Origin of the sequence: Rhodomicrobium sp., assembly GCF_047605405.1 — a bacterium.
Taxonomy (GTDB): Bacteria; Pseudomonadota; Alphaproteobacteria; order Rhizobiales; family Rhodomicrobiaceae; genus Rhodomicrobium; species Rhodomicrobium lacus.
Genome location: NZ_JASGFR010000001.1, coordinates 1 through 14412 on the forward strand (window position 1 = coordinate 1; position 14412 = coordinate 14412).

Sequence of the window (14412 nt, forward strand, 5' to 3'; positions counted from 1 at the left end):
GCGCGCAGATAAGCGGCGCGGCAGGTGTTGACCATCAGATAGGCCACCGTCATCGGCCCGACGCCGCCCGGCACCGGCGTGATCGCGCCCGCGACATGCTTCGCGCTCTCGAAATCCACGTCGCCGACGAGCTTCGACTTGCCGTCGAGCGCCGGCACGCGGTTGATGCCGACATCCACCACGATCGCGCCCGGCTTGATCCACTTGCCCGGAATCATGCTCGGGCGCCCCACGGCGGCGACGAGCACATCCGCGCCCGCGACGACGTCGGGCAGATCGCGCGTCTTCGAGTGCGCGATGGTGACGGTGCAGTTTTCCTGCAACAGGAGATGCGCCATCGGCTTGCCGACGATGTTCGAGCGGCCCACGACGACCGCGTTCGCGCCCGCGAGGTTCGGGTGAACGCTCTTGATGAGCTTCAGGCAGCCGAGCGGCGTACACGGCACGAAACCGGGCAGCCCCGCGAACAGCTTGCCCGCGTTCACCACATGGAAGCCGTCGACGTCCTTCTCGGGCGCGATGGCGGCGATGGCGTCGTCCGCGTCGAGATGCGAGGGCAGCGGAAGCTGCACGAGAATGCCGTCGACCGCCGGATCGGCATTGAGCCGCGCGATCAGCGCCAGCAGCCCCGCGCGGTCGATATCGGCGGCGGGGCGCTCTTCCACGGAATGGAAGCCGAGTTCGCGCGCGAGCTTCAGCTTCGAGCGCACGTAGACCTGGCTCGCCGGGTTCTCGCCGACCAGCACCACCGCGAGCCCCGGCGCGCGCCCGGTCTTCTCCGCGAACGCCGCCGCGAGCTTTGCCGCCTCGGCCTTGATTTCCGCCGCCATGGCGACGCCGTCCAGTATCTTCGCTTCAGCCATCGCGCTCACCTTCTTTCCTTACCGCACCGCCTCAGCCGAAAACCGCGTGAATTTTCCGGGGCGATGCTTTCGACGCATCGCCTTGTCCGAAAACCGCGCACCACTTTTCGGGGCGATGCTTTCGCCGCATCGGGCCATAAGAAACGCATACACCCTCCGGCGCGATGATTCAGCCCGTCTTGTCGAGAGACAGGGCAATTTTCGCGAGCAGGTCATCGGCATCGCCCGCAACCGCCACCGTCTTCAGCCGCGATTTCTGCCCCGCCGCCATGGAAACGGTCGATTTCGGCACGCCGAGCCAGCCCGCGATGAGCACCACGAGCGCGGCATTCGCCTTGCCGTCTTCCGGCGGCGTCGTGACATGAGCCTTCAACACGGGCTTGCCGTCGAACGCCTCGACGCCCGCGACGCGCGCCGAACTCGCCTTCGGCGTCAGCCGCACGTGAAGCAGCACGCCGCCGGGCTTCGGCGTCGCGGGAAGCGACATCGCGCTCAACGGACCGGCGCTAAAGGATCCACCCGAAGATGACGACATCGCGCAGGAAGATCAGGCCGAGGATCAGCACCACCGGCGACAGGTCGAGGCCGCCGAGATCGGGCAACACGTTGCGGATCGGGCGAAGCAGCGGCTCGGTCAGGCGATAGAGGCCGTCCGCGATGGTGTAGACCACGCGATTGCGGCGGTTCACCACGTCGAAGGCGATGAGCCAGCTCAGGATGGCGCTGATGATGATCACCCAGATGAAGAGCGAGATCACCATCGCGATGAAACCGAAAAATGCGTGCATGTGGCCGTGCTCCCCGCCAGCGCGGTGAACTTGACATTCGATTCACCCGTGCGGCGGGCACCCTATCGAATGTCAAATTCGTAACCGCAAAGGATTCAATAAATTGCCAGTGCTCTCAAGGCGCATGCGTTTGCTCGCGAGTAGGGAGAGGGAAAACAGACGTGCGCGCCTGAGCACTGGCTCAACGTTGCTTGTTTAGCTTGATTGGAACGGTCGCATCAAGGGGCTTTGGCTGAAGCGGATGCGCTTGCGGTGCGGCGATGCGCGCGGGAAGGCGCTGGCGCGGCGGGTGTGCGCCGGGGCTTGCGTCGGGCGGCGCGGCAGGCGCAGACATCGCCGACGCGCCGGAAGACCCGGGGGCTCTGGCGAATGACGCTGCGGCGGAGCAAAAAGAAAAGGCCGCCCGAAGGCGGCCTTTCCATGAAATCCGGTTTAAACCAGATTAGAACTTCAGACGCAGGCCGCTGATGACCGCGTCCGTCGAGTTCAGCTTGAGATCGACACCGCCCGTGTCCTTGGCTTCGAGATCGATGTGCTGATAGATCGCATAGACGTCGAGAGCAGCCGCATCGAAGGCCTGGATCACGCCAGCGCCGTAACGCTCGGCGGTCGAGGAACCGATCCGCACTCCGTCACCTGTATTGTTAGCCTTGAAGAGCGCGCCCGCAGCGTAGTCGTCATACTGGCCGTATTCGCCGTAAACCGTCGTCGCACCGTAGTCGAGGAAGCGCTTCGAGATACCGGCCTGAATGTAGAAGTAGCTGGCGTCCTGAACGGAGACAACCGCCGGGTTCGTGATTTCACGCGAGCCTGCGGCGAACGAAGCATAAAGGCCGGTCGGAACGTGCTGAGCAGAAATCGAGCCGCTCAACACTTCGATTTTCGAGCTCTTGCCAGTGCTGTTAGCCAAGATCTGGCTGCTGTCGACGCCAAACCCGACGCGGTTGTTCGATGTCGCGGGAGTTGATGCGCCATTGTTATCGCTATTGATGCCCGACCAAGCATAACCGATGCCGGCGGCGACGCGGATGGAGTTGAACTCCTTCTGGTAGCGCAGCGCGACGTCGTAGAAGTCGTTACCGGCGAACGAAGCTGAAACGATGAAGCCGTACAGCGAAGGCGTGTCGTAGCGGACGGCTTCGACGCGGCTCGAGTCCAGCGAGTTCCAGAACACGCTGGTGTTCAGGTTGCTGCGGTTGTTGCCGTCGGTGGCCTTGAAGCCGGCAAAGTAGTTGTTATCCGAGTCGGAACCGATCGTCGGAGCCAGGTTCACGTACGTGATGTCCTTCGTCGCGACGTTCTGCAGACCGACGGTCACGCGACCAAACGTCTTGCTTTCGATCCAGGCGTTGTTCTGGCGCGTGCGAAAACCGTCCGTATCCCAGTTCTTGCCAGCGGAATTGTCATAAGCGACGGTGCCGGAAGCGGCGTCACGGTATTCGAATTCCTGATAGAAGCCGGCCTTCAGGTCGGACGAGATCGTGCCCGAGCCCTTGAGGCTGATGCGCGAGGAAGACTGCGTGTTGTCAACGATGTACGCATCGCTGTTCTTGCCGTCGTCCCACGCCAGGATAGCCTTGTTGACCTGACCGGAGATCGTCAGCGAAACCTTGCGGTTGCCCTTGCGAGCCGTAGTGGCTTCGAGCTCGGCGACGCGCGCTTCGAGATCGTCAGCGCCAAGGTCAGCCGCCTTGGCAGAAGTGGTAGCGAAGGAGAGGCCGCCCATCATAAGGCCAGCAGCCGCGACAAGCGCAAAGGCGCTCGTCTTGTTGAAGATTCCCCCAGTCATGCCCATATTCCCTTTTCTCAGCGCCAAATTTGTTTGCATTGGCCGCTACGCATCTGCTTTCCCTGCGCGCTGCCATCGGTGAACCCCACGTCACCTTTTTAGTGGAGCACGCTGACAATCTACACCAACCACAGGTTGCATTGGAACCCATCCAAACTGTTCTTGGGCTGACCGGTGCAAATCGGCCACGGTGGGTCATTCCGGGTCAAGTGACGGAAATTACAGCATAATTTCGATATTTCCGTTCAGGTGTGCTCCGTACGCCTCTTTAAGCCGGGAGCGCGGCCCAGGCGTCGCCAGCGCGGCGCAGTTCGGGAATCGGGGCGGTTGCCGGATGATTTCGGACGCGATTGGGCGCCCGGCGGCGGGGACAATGATAACGAGTCAGGCTCGTTTTGGCGCTCACGCGGAAATTATTGCGATAAAGCCGGCGATGTCCGGGATGAATATTGCTCATTGATGGTTTTGAGGGCGGGTTCGGTCAGAATCCGCGCTCTAGCCACGCGGGCGGACGTTTGCCTACCTGAAGTTGAGTCGCCCCTGCGCCGGGTGGAGCGCGTCCCTCAGTGCCCTGATTGCCGATTGAGGGCGTCTCACGCTCTCCGGTATGGAGGCGCTCCGGTCTCGTCGAGCGCGTCCCGCAGAACCAGCGCGATGTGGTCTGGCTTGCGGCCGGTGCCGTTCGCGATCTGGTGGCGGCACGAGAAGCCGTTTGCGACGAGCCGCGTGTCGGCGGGAGCCGCGCGCATCGCGGGCAAAAGCGACGCCTCGGCCATGGATTGGGAAACCTCGTAATGCTCGGCTTCAAGGCCGAAGCTGCCCGCCATGCCGCAACAGCTCGATTCCACGATTTCGGCTTCCAGTCCCGGAATTGCGCCGAGCGTCTTCCTGAGCGCCTTCATTGTGCCGAACGCCTTCTGGTGGCAGTGCCCGTGCACCAACACCTTTTGCGATGCGCCATCCTTCAGCGGCAGCACGAGGCCGTTGCGCTGGATCTCGCGCGACAGGAATTCCTCGAACAGAAAGAGCTGCTTGCCTGCCGCGCCCACTTCCGCGCCGAGGCCGAGGCAATAAAGCTCGTCGCGCAGCGACAGGAGGCACGACGGTTCGATGCCGATCACGGGCGTTTTCGTCTCGATGGCGGGGCGCAGCGCGGCGAGCACGCGGGCGCCTTCGCGGCGCGCTTCGTCTACGAGCCCGTGGGTGAGGTAGGTGCGGCCGCAGCAGAGCGCGCGGTCTCTTTCCGCATCGTCGGGGGCGGGCGAAAGCACGCGCACGCGATAGCCGCACGCGGTCAGCACTTGCGTCGCCGCCGCCGCGATTTCCGGCTCGAAATGCGTCGCAAAGCAATCGGCGAAGAGATAGACATCGCCGCGCGGCGCGGGCGTTTCCGCAACTCGATGCTCGTATTGCCGCCGCGCGGGCATCGGCAGCGGCGCCTTTGCGGCGATCCCGAACAGGCGCTCGGCGAGCTTTGCCGCCAGCTTCGAGCGGTTGCGAAAGCCGATGGCGGCGCGCAGGAGCCCGCGGTGATAGGTCGTCCAGCGCGGCAGGTTCGCGAAAAGCCACGTGCGCCGCGGCACGCCCTGCACGGCGTTGCGCTGCGCAAGATATTCCGTCTTGATGAGCGTCATGTCGACCGCGCTCGGGCATTCCTTCTTGCAGCCCTTGCAGGACACGCACAGGTCCATTGCCTCGGCGAGCCGCGCGTCCGTGAACGGCTCGGCGCCATACTCCCCGTTGAGCGCGGCCTTGAAGGCGGCGACGCGGGCCTCCGGCGAATGCGCCGGGTCGTCTGTGACGCGGAAGCTCGGGCACATGAGGCCCTTGCCTTTCTTGCGGCAGTCGCGGCTGTGCATGCAGACCGCCACGGCTTTCGCGTAATTGCCGCCGGTGGCGGGAATGCCCGAGTAGGCGTCGCCGATGCCATAGGTGTCGTAGGCCGACCAGTCGAGGTAGGTTTTCATACAAAGGCTCCCGTCAGGGGGGCAGAAGCAAGAAGGCGGCCATGCAGGAGGGAAATTGCCCGATTTCGCTTCACGCGCGGCGACGAAGCGCGGGGCCTATCTCATATCTTTTCCGGCGCGTGAAACCCATTTATAATGTGCTGCAAGGTTCGGCCCAAAGAAAGAGGTTAGAGAATAGTCTTCGATCCGCTTTTCCGGCTCGGTCCGCCGGGGAGGCGTCAGCGCTTTGACAGGCGGTAAGCCTGAGAAGGAGAGAGCGATGGGAGGCAACGAAACCACCAAAGTCGATGCGAACTCTCAGAGCGAAGAGATTGCCGCCGATCCAGCCGCTGGCGTTGCGAGCGGGCAGGAGGACCGGCCTTTGGCGGCCGCGATAGAAGATGCCGCCCTCGCGTCGCCGAACCCGGATGACGTTGCTGAGGCCGAGACCGCTCGCGGCGACGATGCGCGTGCAGTGGAAAGCGAAATTCCGCCGCCCGATGGCCAGCCCGCTCATCACGAGACTTCGTTGGCGGATGCCGCGGAGGCTCGTCAGGAGGCACCGGCTGCGCAGCCAGCAGCTTCGCATGAGCCGCCGCCGCCCGGTGCTCCCGATCTGATCCTCGACGAGCGGCTTTCGTCCGCAGCCGCCCCATTTCTTTATCTTCTGGCGATCATCCTGCTCGCGGTGGCAGGCTATCTTGTCTATTCATTTTTATAAGATAATTCAGTAATTTATAAGACAGTGCCGGTCGCCGTTCCTGTCGGCGTCATCACGCAGGCTTGTAGCCCCCCATGCGGCAGACGATGTCCCATTCTTCGGGCTTGACGGGCTGAACGGACAGCCGAGAGTATTTCACCAGCGCCATATCGGAGAGCTGCGGTTCGCTCTTGATTTCGGCAAGCGTGACGGGCTGGGGAAAAGGCGCGACCGCAACGACGTCCACGCAATTCCACCGTCCGGTCGGATCTGTCGAATCCGGGTGAATTTCGTTCAGGACGCGGACCACGCCGACAATGCGCTTTTCATGCACGGAGTGATAGAAGAAGCCGAGGTCGTCCTTTTTCATCGCCCGCATGTGTTTCTGCGCGAGCGCGTTGCGGACGCCGCTCCACTCCTCGCCCTTGGCCCCGGCCTTGAGTTGATCGTCCCAGGAAAATGTCCCCGGTTCCGTCTTGAAAAGCCAGTACGCCATTGCGCCGTCAGTTTCCGTTGAAGCCCATGTCCACCAATGTTGCGGCAAGTATGGGACCGAGTTTTCCCGTCTGCAAGAACACGACGAGCATGTCGCCGTCTTTCGACAGCGCGTCTACCGGCAGCGAATAGGAAGTGGGCGCGCCCAGCCAGTCTCCGGCATCCGTCAAGCGGCGCACGACGTTTGTATAAGCAACCATTTGTCCGGCATTATCGCCCGCGCCGATTTTCTCCGACCGCGAGCGGAGCACGGTTGCGACCCAGAGCTTGCCGCTGCGATGGCGCGAGGGAGTGGCGCTTTCGCCGACCTCTATAAAGAGATTTCCATCTTCCTGGCGGACGGAGAGAGACACGGACTGGCTCGCGAGCGTGGCCGATGTGGACTTGATCGCCGCGTCGATCTCGCTGAGGTTGCTGCCGACGCAATTGCGCATGCCGTTCACGACGGCCAGCGGCGTGAAAACCTCGCCCCTGGTGAGAAGAGCTGCATAATCGCGCTGGCGTTCGCCATATTCGGGGCGTGCCAGCGTGTCTTTCCAGCCGAGATAGTCCCAGTAATTGACCGGGAAACTCAGCACCACGATGCCGGGCCGACGCGAAAGCTGTTGCAGTATCCTGTGCGCGGGCGGGCAGCGGGAGCAGCCTTGACTCGAGAACAATTCCACAACGGATGTCTTCTCGCTCGGCGAAGCTGCAAGCGTCGCGCTTACCGCGCACATAATGGCGAGAGCGCCAGTGAGGAAAAGCTGGCCAACCGATGCTAAGCGCGTCAAGAGAGCCTCCGAAATCGATGGTCCGCTTTCTACCTTGCGCAGGAAGACCTTCAACTGCCAGTCACGACTCCCTGTTTTTCTTCACGTTTCGGCGATGCAAACTGCGAAAGCTATGCCGTGAATGAGATGGCATGCGGCAAGTTTCTGAAATTATGAGATTTTCTTCGCAATCGGGCTGCTTCGACGCGCCTTTGGGCACGTCGTTACTCGAATTGTGTGCCCTTGCCGAGGGGGAAGCCGCGCAGGAACTCGTCGCCGCCTACAGCACGCTTGCCCGCGCGCTGCACCCTTGTGAGCCGCACGGCCTGCGAGCCGCATGCGACCGTCAGATGCCCGTCGAGAAGCTGTCCCGGATCGCCCTTGCCGGGCACCAGCACCGAACGCAGCACCTTGACGCGCTCGCATTTGCCTCCAAGCAGCGCCTCGAACCAGGCGCCGGGATATGGAGAGAGTCCGCGGATCTTGTCGTGCACTTCGGGCCCCGGACGCGACCAGTCGATCCGCGTTTCGTCCTTCGAGATCTTGGCGGCGTACGTCACGCCTTCCTCGGATTGTGGCGTGAAGGCGAGTTCCCCGCGCGGAAGCCGGTCGAGCGCCGTCAGCATCAGCGGCGCGCCCATGAGCGAAAGGTGATCGTGGATTTCGCCCGCAGTGGCGTCGGCGCCGATGGAAATCCGGTCCGCGAGCGCGATAGGGCCGGTGTCGAGGCCCTCCTCCATTTTCATCACCATCACGCCGGTTTCGGCATCGCCCGCGATGATCGCGCGCTGAATGGGCGCGGCGCCGCGCCATCGCGGCAAAAGAGAGGCGTGCAGGTTGAGACAGCCAAGCGGCGGAGCGGCGAGCACCGGCTTCGGCAGGATCAGCCCATAGGCGACGACCACGGCCACGTCCGCGCCGAGCGCCGCGAACTCCGCTTGCGCCTCGGGCTTTTTCAGCGATTTCGGCGTGAGGACATGCAAACCCGCTTCTTCGGCGAAGGCATGGACGGGCGATTTTTTCGGCTCCATGCCGCGCCCGGCGGGTCTCGGCGGCTGCGTATAAACGCCGACGACATCATGTCCGGCGGCGACGATTTCGCTAAGGGTGGGAACGGAAAAGTCCGGTGTCCCCATGAACACGACGCGCAGAACCATTGGATCGGCGTCTCCTGAATGCTTTTTCGGCTGATCGCGAGCGCGGTTTTACGCGCTCGTAACGATCCGTGAGAGGGTTGTTAAAGCGCGCGGGGGTTGATTTTGCAAGCCGTAAGCGCGCGGACGTCGCGCAAAACGGGGAACACCGACATTTCAAGCGAGCTGTTCCGAACAAACCCGCAGTTTCGGCACCCGTCGCGCGGTTCCAGAAGTTGGTCAATAAGCCCGAGAGATGATGATGTCTTCCACTGCCGCGCCGCCGGTGAAGAAGCAAGTCGCGTCCGTAGTTTTCCCGTCGAGCGGCGTGTTGCGAATGGTGAGCTTCAGCGCCTTGAGCTTGTCGGCGATCTGTTCGAGCGCGGGGCCGGTGGGACGCGACCACGATACGCGCACCCAGCCCTTGAACGCGCCGCCCTCGTCCTCTTCGGCCGGGCCGAAATACGTGGCCAGTTCGTCGAAGCTCTTGATGTCGGAGCGGATGTTCGCGTCGAGCCGCTTCTTCGCGTCGGTGTATAGGGCGTTCTGGATCTCGCGAAGCAGAGCCTCGACCCCGGCGACGAACTCCGCGCGGGGCAGCGCATGCGATTTCACCTTGGGGCCATCGCGCAAGGCATCGCGGCGCGTGAACGTGACGTTGCCGCCGCTCGCGTCGCGCGGGCCGATTTCGAGGATGAGCGGCGCGCCGCGGCGCACCCAGTCCCAGCGCTTGTCGGCCGATTTGATCTTGCGGCTGTCGATATGCGCGCGGATCGGCTCACCGAATGCCGTCTTCGCGTTAAGCTCCGCCGCGAGGCCCGTACAGAATTCGACCACGGCCGCGTCTTCCGGCTTGTCGCGCAGCATCGGCACGATGACGATCTGTTTCGGCGCGATGGCGGGCGGAAGGCGCAAGCCGTCGTCGTCGCCGTGCGTCATGATCACGCCGCCGATGAGCCGCGTGGACACGCCCCAACTCGTTGTATGGCAGAGAGCGAGTTCGCCCGCCTCGTTCTGGAAGCGGATGTTTTGCGCCTGCGCGAAATGCGTTCCGAGGTAATGCGAGGTTCCGGCCTGAAGGGCCTTCCCGTCCTGCATCATGGCTTCGATCGAATAGGTGTTTTCAGCGCCGGGGAAGCGCTCGTTCTCGGGCTTTTCGCCCGCTACGACCGGCATCGCCAGCACATCCTCGGCGAAGCTGCGGTAGACTTCCAGCATGCGGAGCGTCTCGGCCATGGCGTCGGCCTTGTCGGCATGCGCGGTGTGGCCCTCCTGCCAGAGAAACTCCGCCGTGCGCAGAAACATGCGCGTGCGCATTTCCCAACGGACCACGTTCGCCCACTGGTTGATGAGGATGGGCAGGTCGCGGTAGCTCTTGACCCAGCGCTGGAAGGCGTCGCCGATGATCGTTTCCGACGTCGGGCGCACGATCAGCGGTTCCTGAAGCTCGGCTTCGGGATCGGGTACGAGCTTGCCATCGATGTTCTTGAGGCGGTGATGGGTGACGACCGCCATTTCCTTCGCGAAGCCTTCCACATGCTCCGCTTCCTTGGCGATGAAACTCATCGGGATGAAGATCGGGAAATAGCAGTTTTCGTGCCCGGTCTCCTTGATGCGCTCGTCGAGCCCCTTCTGCACCCGCTCCCAGATGCCGTAACCCCACGGCTTGATGATCATGCAGCCGCGCACGGGGGAGATTTCCGCAAGATCCGCATCGCGGACAACGGCCTGATACCACTCGGGAAAATTCTGTTCGCGCGTTACGGAAAGGGCGTGCTGCGACATGGCGAAAACCTGTTCCTGGGGCGGCGCCTGCGGCCGCCCGAATGTCCGGTGTGTGAAGGCGGCTTACTCGTCGCGGGTTGCGAGCGTCAGCGCGTGTGTGAGGTCGGTGCGAGAGATGAAGCCGACAAGCTTGCCCTCGTCGAGCACGGGGAAGCCGCGCGTGCGAAGCTTCACCATGAGTTCCAGCACCTTGGTCAGTGGCGTTTCCGGCTCGACATGAACGATGTCCTTCATCATCACTTCGGCCACCGTCTTGGACATCACCTCTCCGTAATGCGGCATGAGGTGGCTGGTGTCGAAGATGAACGCCTTCAGGAAGTCGAGCTTCGTGACGAGACCGACGAGCACGTCGTCGTCGACGACCGGAAATGAATTGTAGTCGTTATGATCGAACAGCGCGCCGAGTTCGCGGAGTGTCAGCGACGAAGGAACGGATTCGACGTCCTTCGTCATGAACTGACTGGCATGCCACTCAAGAAAGCGATGCATCGGCATGGAAAGTCTCCGTGTCTCTCAAAAGGCGGTTCGGAAATCTCGTCATCCGGCGCGGGGTCATCGCGCCGTTCGACATTTCGTAAAACACACGCCTTCCCAGGTCTACGGGATATTTCGCGGAGCGACGCCGTTGGCGGTAAACGGCGGCCTTTCGAGTCCGTTGAGCCTTGCCTGGAAGTCGGCGAAGCTGATGCCCTTGCCGCCGCGTTCGCGGAAATAGACGTGTTGCGCGAACCTGCGCATGGGGGCGGTGCCGAGCGCGGCCGACAGGAGAGCGTTCGGCGGTGCGAGGTTGAGCGCGAGCCGCGTCAGGTGGCTGAGGCCGAAGCGCGGCAATTCCTTCGCGAGCGCCACCTCCGGCGATGGCCCGAGATGCAGGAGGTGATCGGCCACGACTTGCGCCGCGCGCCGCCCGTACTGGAAGGCGAAGCCGACGCCGCCGCCGGTTGTCGGCGAAGCCATGCCCGCCGCGTCGCCGATCAGCGTCACGCCGTCGGTGGCGAACGGACGAACCACGCCGCCGCACGGAATGCGCCCTGTCCGCCGTTCCACGAGACTTGCATCCTCGAAACCGAAGATCGGCGCGGTCTTGGCGAGGAAGGCGGCCAGACGCGGGCGGCGCCCCGGTCGGGCGGCAAGCCCCGCATGAAAAAGCGAGGGGCCGGGCGCAACCCAGGCGATATGCCCCGGCGCAAGCCGCGAATCGAGGAAGCAGTGCAGAAAGCGCGGGTCTGCATTCAACCCGTCATATTCGTGCTCGGTGGCGAGCATGAAGCGCTCGTTCAGCCCAAGCCCGAAGGCTCGCGCCACGGCCGACTGCGCGCCATCCGCGCCGATGATGTGCCGTGCGGAGATGTTGACGCCCTTGAAAACGAATACGCCGTCCTTGCGCTCCGCGCCCTGAAACGGGGTACGCCAGAGGATTTGCGCCCCCGCCCGCTGCGCTTCCTGCGCGAGCCAGCCGAGGACGCGCCCGGTATCCGTTGTCACAAAGAAGCTGTCCGGCGCGAACAGATCGACGTGGCGGAGGTTGGGAGCGTAAAGCCGCACGCCGTAAACGCGCCGCGTCAGGGTGTAGGGGAGGTCGATTTCCTGCGCCGCTTCCTTGGTCAGGATGCCCGTCGAAGACACATGCTGGCCGGCTGCTGCCTTCGGTTCGAGCACGGCCACTTTCAGCCCGCGGATGGCCGCCGTCTTGGCGGCTACCAAGCCTGCGAAGCTTGCACCGGCAATGACGAGATCATAGGGATGGGGAGTGCGTACCATGGCTTAAAATTTTCTCTAGGATGCAAACAAACTATCCTCTCCGAGAAATGTGGCGGTTGTACAGTCCTATTGCACTGCAACACTCTGCTCGCGGTTAATGCCTTCAAGCATAATGACGCGTTTACATTGTGCCGCCCGTGCGCCACATATCGCATCAAATTTTCTCACTCGCCCCCGGAGCGAACGGAATGACTGCTTACGATCACAAAATCCAGAACCTCGGCTTTCAGGGGTTCGTCAATACCGTCTTTGACCGCGTCGCCACACGCTACGACCTGATGAACGATCTGATGTCGGGCGGCGTGCACCGCATCTGGAAGGATGCGGCGATCAACTGGCTCGCTCCGTCGAAGTCGAGCGCGTCGCTCTTGATCGACGTCGCGGGAGGCACCGGCGACATCACGAAGCGGTTCCTCAAGGCGGCCGGTCCCGGATCGCGTTCGATCATCACCGACATCAACCATTCGATGATGGACGCGGGCCGCGACAAGCATCCCGAGTTTGCGGGCAAGGTGTCGTTCGTGCAGGCGAACGCCGAGAGCCTGCCCTATCGCGACAACACGTCCGACTTCTACACGATCTCCTTCGGCATCCGGAACGTGGACAACAAGCAGAACGCGCTGAACGAGGCTTTCCGCGTGCTGAAGCCGGGCGGGCGCTTCCTCTGCCTCGAATTTTCGCGCGTGCAGGTGCCCTTGTTCGACAAGGTCTACGAGGTCTATTCCGATGCCGTGGTGCCGCCGCTCGGCCGCGTGGTGGCGGGCGACGCCGAGCCCTATCGCTACCTTGTGGACAGCATCCGCGCCTTCCCGGACCAGAAGAAGTTCGCCGGCATGATCGAAAAGGCAGGCTTCAGCCGCGTGCAATATCGCAACCTGTCGGGCGGTATCGCGGCCATTCATTCCGGCCTGAAGCTCTGATCAAACATGACGTGAGGCCCGTCCCGCCGTTCAGGCGGGACGTTTTAGGTCAGGTAGCCGGTCTTCTGTGGCGCGACCCGCGCCTCGCCGTGCCCGCGCCGCGCCGCCTGACGCTATCCTGTTTGCAGCCCGAACGCCGCGTGAAGGCCGTCGCGCAGCCGAATACCGTGCTGGTCGTCCCGATTCTGTTCTGAACGCCGCGCGAGCGCTGTCCGCTCGCCCGAAAACCCTTGCATTTCCATATTTCTGTATTTATAGAAATACAGGAATTGAGGGCGACAATGGCTGACACTACGCAGGACGAACAGATCGCGCGCTATGCCGACATGATGGCAGCGCTCGGCACCGAGACGCGGCTTCGCATCGTGCGCCTTCTTTTGTCCGCGCACCCTTATGGCCTCGTCGTCGGCGAAATCGGCTCGGAACTCGGCATTCCGTCCTCGACGCTCTCCCACCATCTCGAAAAGCTGAAGAACGAGGGCCTCGTGAAGGTCCGCCGCGAAAGCACGTTCCTTCGCTACACGGCGAATACGCAGGCGCTGCAGGACATTCTCGCCTTCCTCTTTGCAGAATGCTGCACGCGCAACCGCGCCATCAGCCCGGAAGAAGTCACCTGCTGTCAGGAGCACACACCATGAGCGACACCGATGTGAAGGAAGCCGTGCGCGACCGTTACGGCGAAGCGGCAAGGCGCGTGAGCGAGGGGCGGTCGTGTTGCGGCGGCAATGCGGCGCTCGAAGGTTCCGCCCCGATCACGTCGAACCTCTACGACGTGTCCGAGAAGGGGATGCTACCCGAAGCGGCGGTGCTGGCTTCGCTCGGCTGCGGCAATCCCACGGCGCTGGCGCAGCTCGCGCCGGGCGAAACCGTGCTCGACCTGGGCTCAGGCGGCGGCATCGACGTGTTGCTTTCCGCGCGGCGCGTCGGACCCACCGGCAAGGCTTACGGCCTCGACATGACCGACGACATGCTGGCGCTCGCCCGCGAGAACCAGCGGCAAGCGGGCGTCGAGAACGTCGAGTTCCTGAAAGGCGAGATCGAAGCCATCCCGCTGCCCGACAATTCGGTGGACGTCATCATTTCGAACTGCGTCATCAACCTCTCGGGCGACAAGGACCGCGTGCTGCGCGAGGCGTTTCGCGTGCTGAAGCCGGGCGGGCGCTTCGCCGTGTCCGACATCGTCACGCGCGGCGAAATCCCGGACGACATCCGCAGGAACGTGCTCGCCTGGGCGGGCTGCATCGCGGGCGCGCTGGAAGAAGGCGAATACGCGCAGAAGCTCGCCGCCGCCGGCTTCGAGGCCATCGGCATCGAGCCGACGCGCCTTTATCGCGGCGAGGACGCGCGCGAGTTCCTGAGCGGCAAGGGCATCGATGTGGACGCGATTGCCGGGCAACTCGACGGCAAGCTCATGAGCGCCTTCGTGCGCGCGGTGAAACCCAAGAAATCGTGCTGCTGCGCGTAAGGCAGGAGAGAGAAG

The 14412-nt window shown here is 63.2% G+C and carries 16 protein-coding genes; 5 read left to right on the plus strand and 11 right to left on the minus strand.

Annotated features, from left to right (window positions below; genetic code table 11):
• The 5 genes from folD to QM659_RS00025 all read right to left on the minus strand — a co-directional run.
• Window positions 1–863, minus strand: an 863-nt coding sequence (gene folD, locus QM659_RS00005) for a bifunctional methylenetetrahydrofolate dehydrogenase/methenyltetrahydrofolate cyclohydrolase FolD (protein ID WP_415186905.1), incomplete at its 3' end; no start/stop codon positions are given.
• A gap of 169 nt (window positions 864–1032) precedes the next feature.
• The gene (locus tag QM659_RS00010) at window positions 1033–1350 is read right to left on the minus strand and encodes a DUF167 domain-containing protein (protein WP_415186906.1); all 318 of its coding nucleotides are present in this window, start codon (window positions 1348–1350) and stop codon (window positions 1033–1035) included.
• 19 nt (window positions 1351–1369) lie between these two features.
• Window positions 1370–1651, minus strand: a complete 282-nt coding sequence (locus QM659_RS00015) for a YggT family protein (protein WP_127077735.1) — start codon at window positions 1649–1651, stop codon at window positions 1370–1372.
• A gap of 442 nt (window positions 1652–2093) precedes the next feature.
• Window positions 2094–3380: a porin gene (locus tag QM659_RS00020; protein WP_415186907.1), complete on the minus strand. Its 1287-nt coding sequence runs from the start codon at window positions 3378–3380 to the stop codon at window positions 2094–2096.
• Between the two features lie 653 nt (window positions 3381–4033).
• Window positions 4034–5407, minus strand: coding sequence for a (Fe-S)-binding protein (locus QM659_RS00025; RefSeq protein WP_415186908.1), 1374 nt, complete (start codon window positions 5405–5407; stop codon window positions 4034–4036).
• 259 nt (window positions 5408–5666) lie between these two features.
• On the opposite strand from QM659_RS00025, the gene QM659_RS00030 reads away from it, so the two are divergent.
• Entirely contained in the window at window positions 5667–6107 is a 441-nt protein-coding gene (locus QM659_RS00030; RefSeq protein WP_415186909.1) for a hypothetical protein, read from the plus strand.
• Between the two features lie 52 nt (window positions 6108–6159).
• On the opposite strand, the gene QM659_RS00035 is transcribed toward QM659_RS00030, so the two are convergent.
• The 6 genes from QM659_RS00035 to QM659_RS00060 all read right to left on the minus strand — a co-directional run bounded on the left by QM659_RS00035 (window position 6160) and on the right by QM659_RS00060 (window position 12012).
• Window positions 6160–6582: an EVE domain-containing protein gene (locus QM659_RS00035; RefSeq protein WP_415186910.1), complete on the minus strand. Its 423-nt coding sequence runs from the start codon at window positions 6580–6582 to the stop codon at window positions 6160–6162.
• Window positions 6583–6589: 7 nt separating this feature from the next.
• Window positions 6590–7354: a DUF1223 domain-containing protein gene (locus tag QM659_RS00040; protein WP_415186911.1), complete on the minus strand. Its 765-nt coding sequence runs from the start codon at window positions 7352–7354 to the stop codon at window positions 6590–6592.
• A 203-nt stretch (window positions 7355–7557) separates the two neighbouring features.
• The gene (fmt, locus tag QM659_RS00045) at window positions 7558–8490 is read right to left on the minus strand and encodes a methionyl-tRNA formyltransferase (protein WP_415186912.1); all 933 of its coding nucleotides are present in this window, start codon (window positions 8488–8490) and stop codon (window positions 7558–7560) included.
• Window positions 8491–8706: 216 nt separating this feature from the next.
• The gene (proS, locus tag QM659_RS00050) at window positions 8707–10251 is read right to left on the minus strand and encodes a proline--tRNA ligase (RefSeq protein WP_415186913.1); all 1545 of its coding nucleotides are present in this window, start codon (window positions 10249–10251) and stop codon (window positions 8707–8709) included.
• Between the two features lie 63 nt (window positions 10252–10314).
• A complete protein-coding gene (locus QM659_RS00055) occupies window positions 10315–10746 on the minus strand; it encodes an HPP family protein (protein WP_303484808.1) in 432 nt (143 codons plus the stop codon).
• A 102-nt stretch (window positions 10747–10848) separates the two neighbouring features.
• Window positions 10849–12012, minus strand: coding sequence for an NAD(P)/FAD-dependent oxidoreductase (locus tag QM659_RS00060; RefSeq protein WP_415186914.1), 1164 nt, complete (start codon window positions 12010–12012; stop codon window positions 10849–10851).
• A 188-nt stretch (window positions 12013–12200) separates the two neighbouring features.
• On the opposite strand from QM659_RS00060, the gene ubiE reads away from it, so the two are divergent.
• From ubiE to QM659_RS00080, 4 genes are all read left to right on the plus strand, one after another.
• Window positions 12201–12932 (plus strand): bifunctional demethylmenaquinone methyltransferase/2-methoxy-6-polyprenyl-1,4-benzoquinol methylase UbiE, encoded by a 732-nt coding sequence (ubiE, locus tag QM659_RS00065; RefSeq protein ID WP_303484814.1) that lies wholly within the window; start codon window positions 12201–12203, stop codon window positions 12930–12932.
• A gap of 11 nt (window positions 12933–12943) precedes the next feature.
• Window positions 12944–13126 carry a hypothetical protein gene (locus QM659_RS00070; protein ID WP_415186915.1) on the plus strand — a complete coding sequence of 61 codons (183 nt, stop codon included), beginning with the start codon at window positions 12944–12946 and terminating at the stop codon, window positions 13124–13126.
• A gap of 87 nt (window positions 13127–13213) precedes the next feature.
• A complete protein-coding gene (locus QM659_RS00075) occupies window positions 13214–13570 on the plus strand; it encodes an ArsR/SmtB family transcription factor (RefSeq protein WP_415186916.1) in 357 nt (118 codons plus the stop codon).
• Window positions 13567–14397, plus strand: coding sequence for an arsenite methyltransferase (locus tag QM659_RS00080; RefSeq protein WP_303484818.1), 831 nt, complete (start codon window positions 13567–13569; stop codon window positions 14395–14397). The genes QM659_RS00075 and QM659_RS00080 overlap by 4 nt, the downstream gene beginning before the upstream one ends.
• Window positions 14398–14412: the final 15 nt, after the last annotated feature.

Bases quoted from the DNA above. Each gene is read 5' to 3' on its own strand.
- QM659_RS00010 (WP_415186906.1), bottom strand. From the start codon at position 1,350: ATGTCGCTTCCCGCGACGCCGAAGCCCGGCGGCGTGCTGCTTCACGTG.
- QM659_RS00015 (WP_127077735.1), bottom strand. From the start codon at position 1,651: ATGCACGCATTTTTCGGTTTCATCGCGATGGTGATCTCGCTCTTCATC.
- QM659_RS00020 (WP_415186907.1), bottom strand. From the start codon at position 3,380: ATGATGGGCGGCCTCTCCTTCGCTACCACTTCTGCCAAGGCGGCTGAC.
- QM659_RS00025 (WP_415186908.1), bottom strand. From the start codon at position 5,407: ATGAAAACCTACCTCGACTGGTCGGCCTACGACACCTATGGCATCGGC.
- QM659_RS00030 (WP_415186909.1), top strand. From the start codon at position 5,667: ATGGGAGGCAACGAAACCACCAAAGTCGATGCGAACTCTCAGAGCGAA.
- QM659_RS00035 (WP_415186910.1), bottom strand. From the start codon at position 6,582: ATGGCGTACTGGCTTTTCAAGACGGAACCGGGGACATTTTCCTGGGAC.
- fmt (WP_415186912.1), bottom strand. From the start codon at position 8,490: ATGGTTCTGCGCGTCGTGTTCATGGGGACACCGGACTTTTCCGTTCCC.
- proS (WP_415186913.1), bottom strand. From the start codon at position 10,251: ATGTCGCAGCACGCCCTTTCCGTAACGCGCGAACAGAATTTTCCCGAG.
- QM659_RS00055 (WP_303484808.1), bottom strand. From the start codon at position 10,746: ATGCCGATGCATCGCTTTCTTGAGTGGCATGCCAGTCAGTTCATGACG.
- QM659_RS00060 (WP_415186914.1), bottom strand. From the start codon at position 12,012: ATGGTACGCACTCCCCATCCCTATGATCTCGTCATTGCCGGTGCAAGC.
- ubiE (WP_303484814.1), top strand. From the start codon at position 12,201: ATGACTGCTTACGATCACAAAATCCAGAACCTCGGCTTTCAGGGGTTC.
- QM659_RS00075 (WP_415186916.1), top strand. From the start codon at position 13,214: ATGGCTGACACTACGCAGGACGAACAGATCGCGCGCTATGCCGACATG.
- QM659_RS00080 (WP_303484818.1), top strand. From the start codon at position 13,567: ATGAGCGACACCGATGTGAAGGAAGCCGTGCGCGACCGTTACGGCGAA.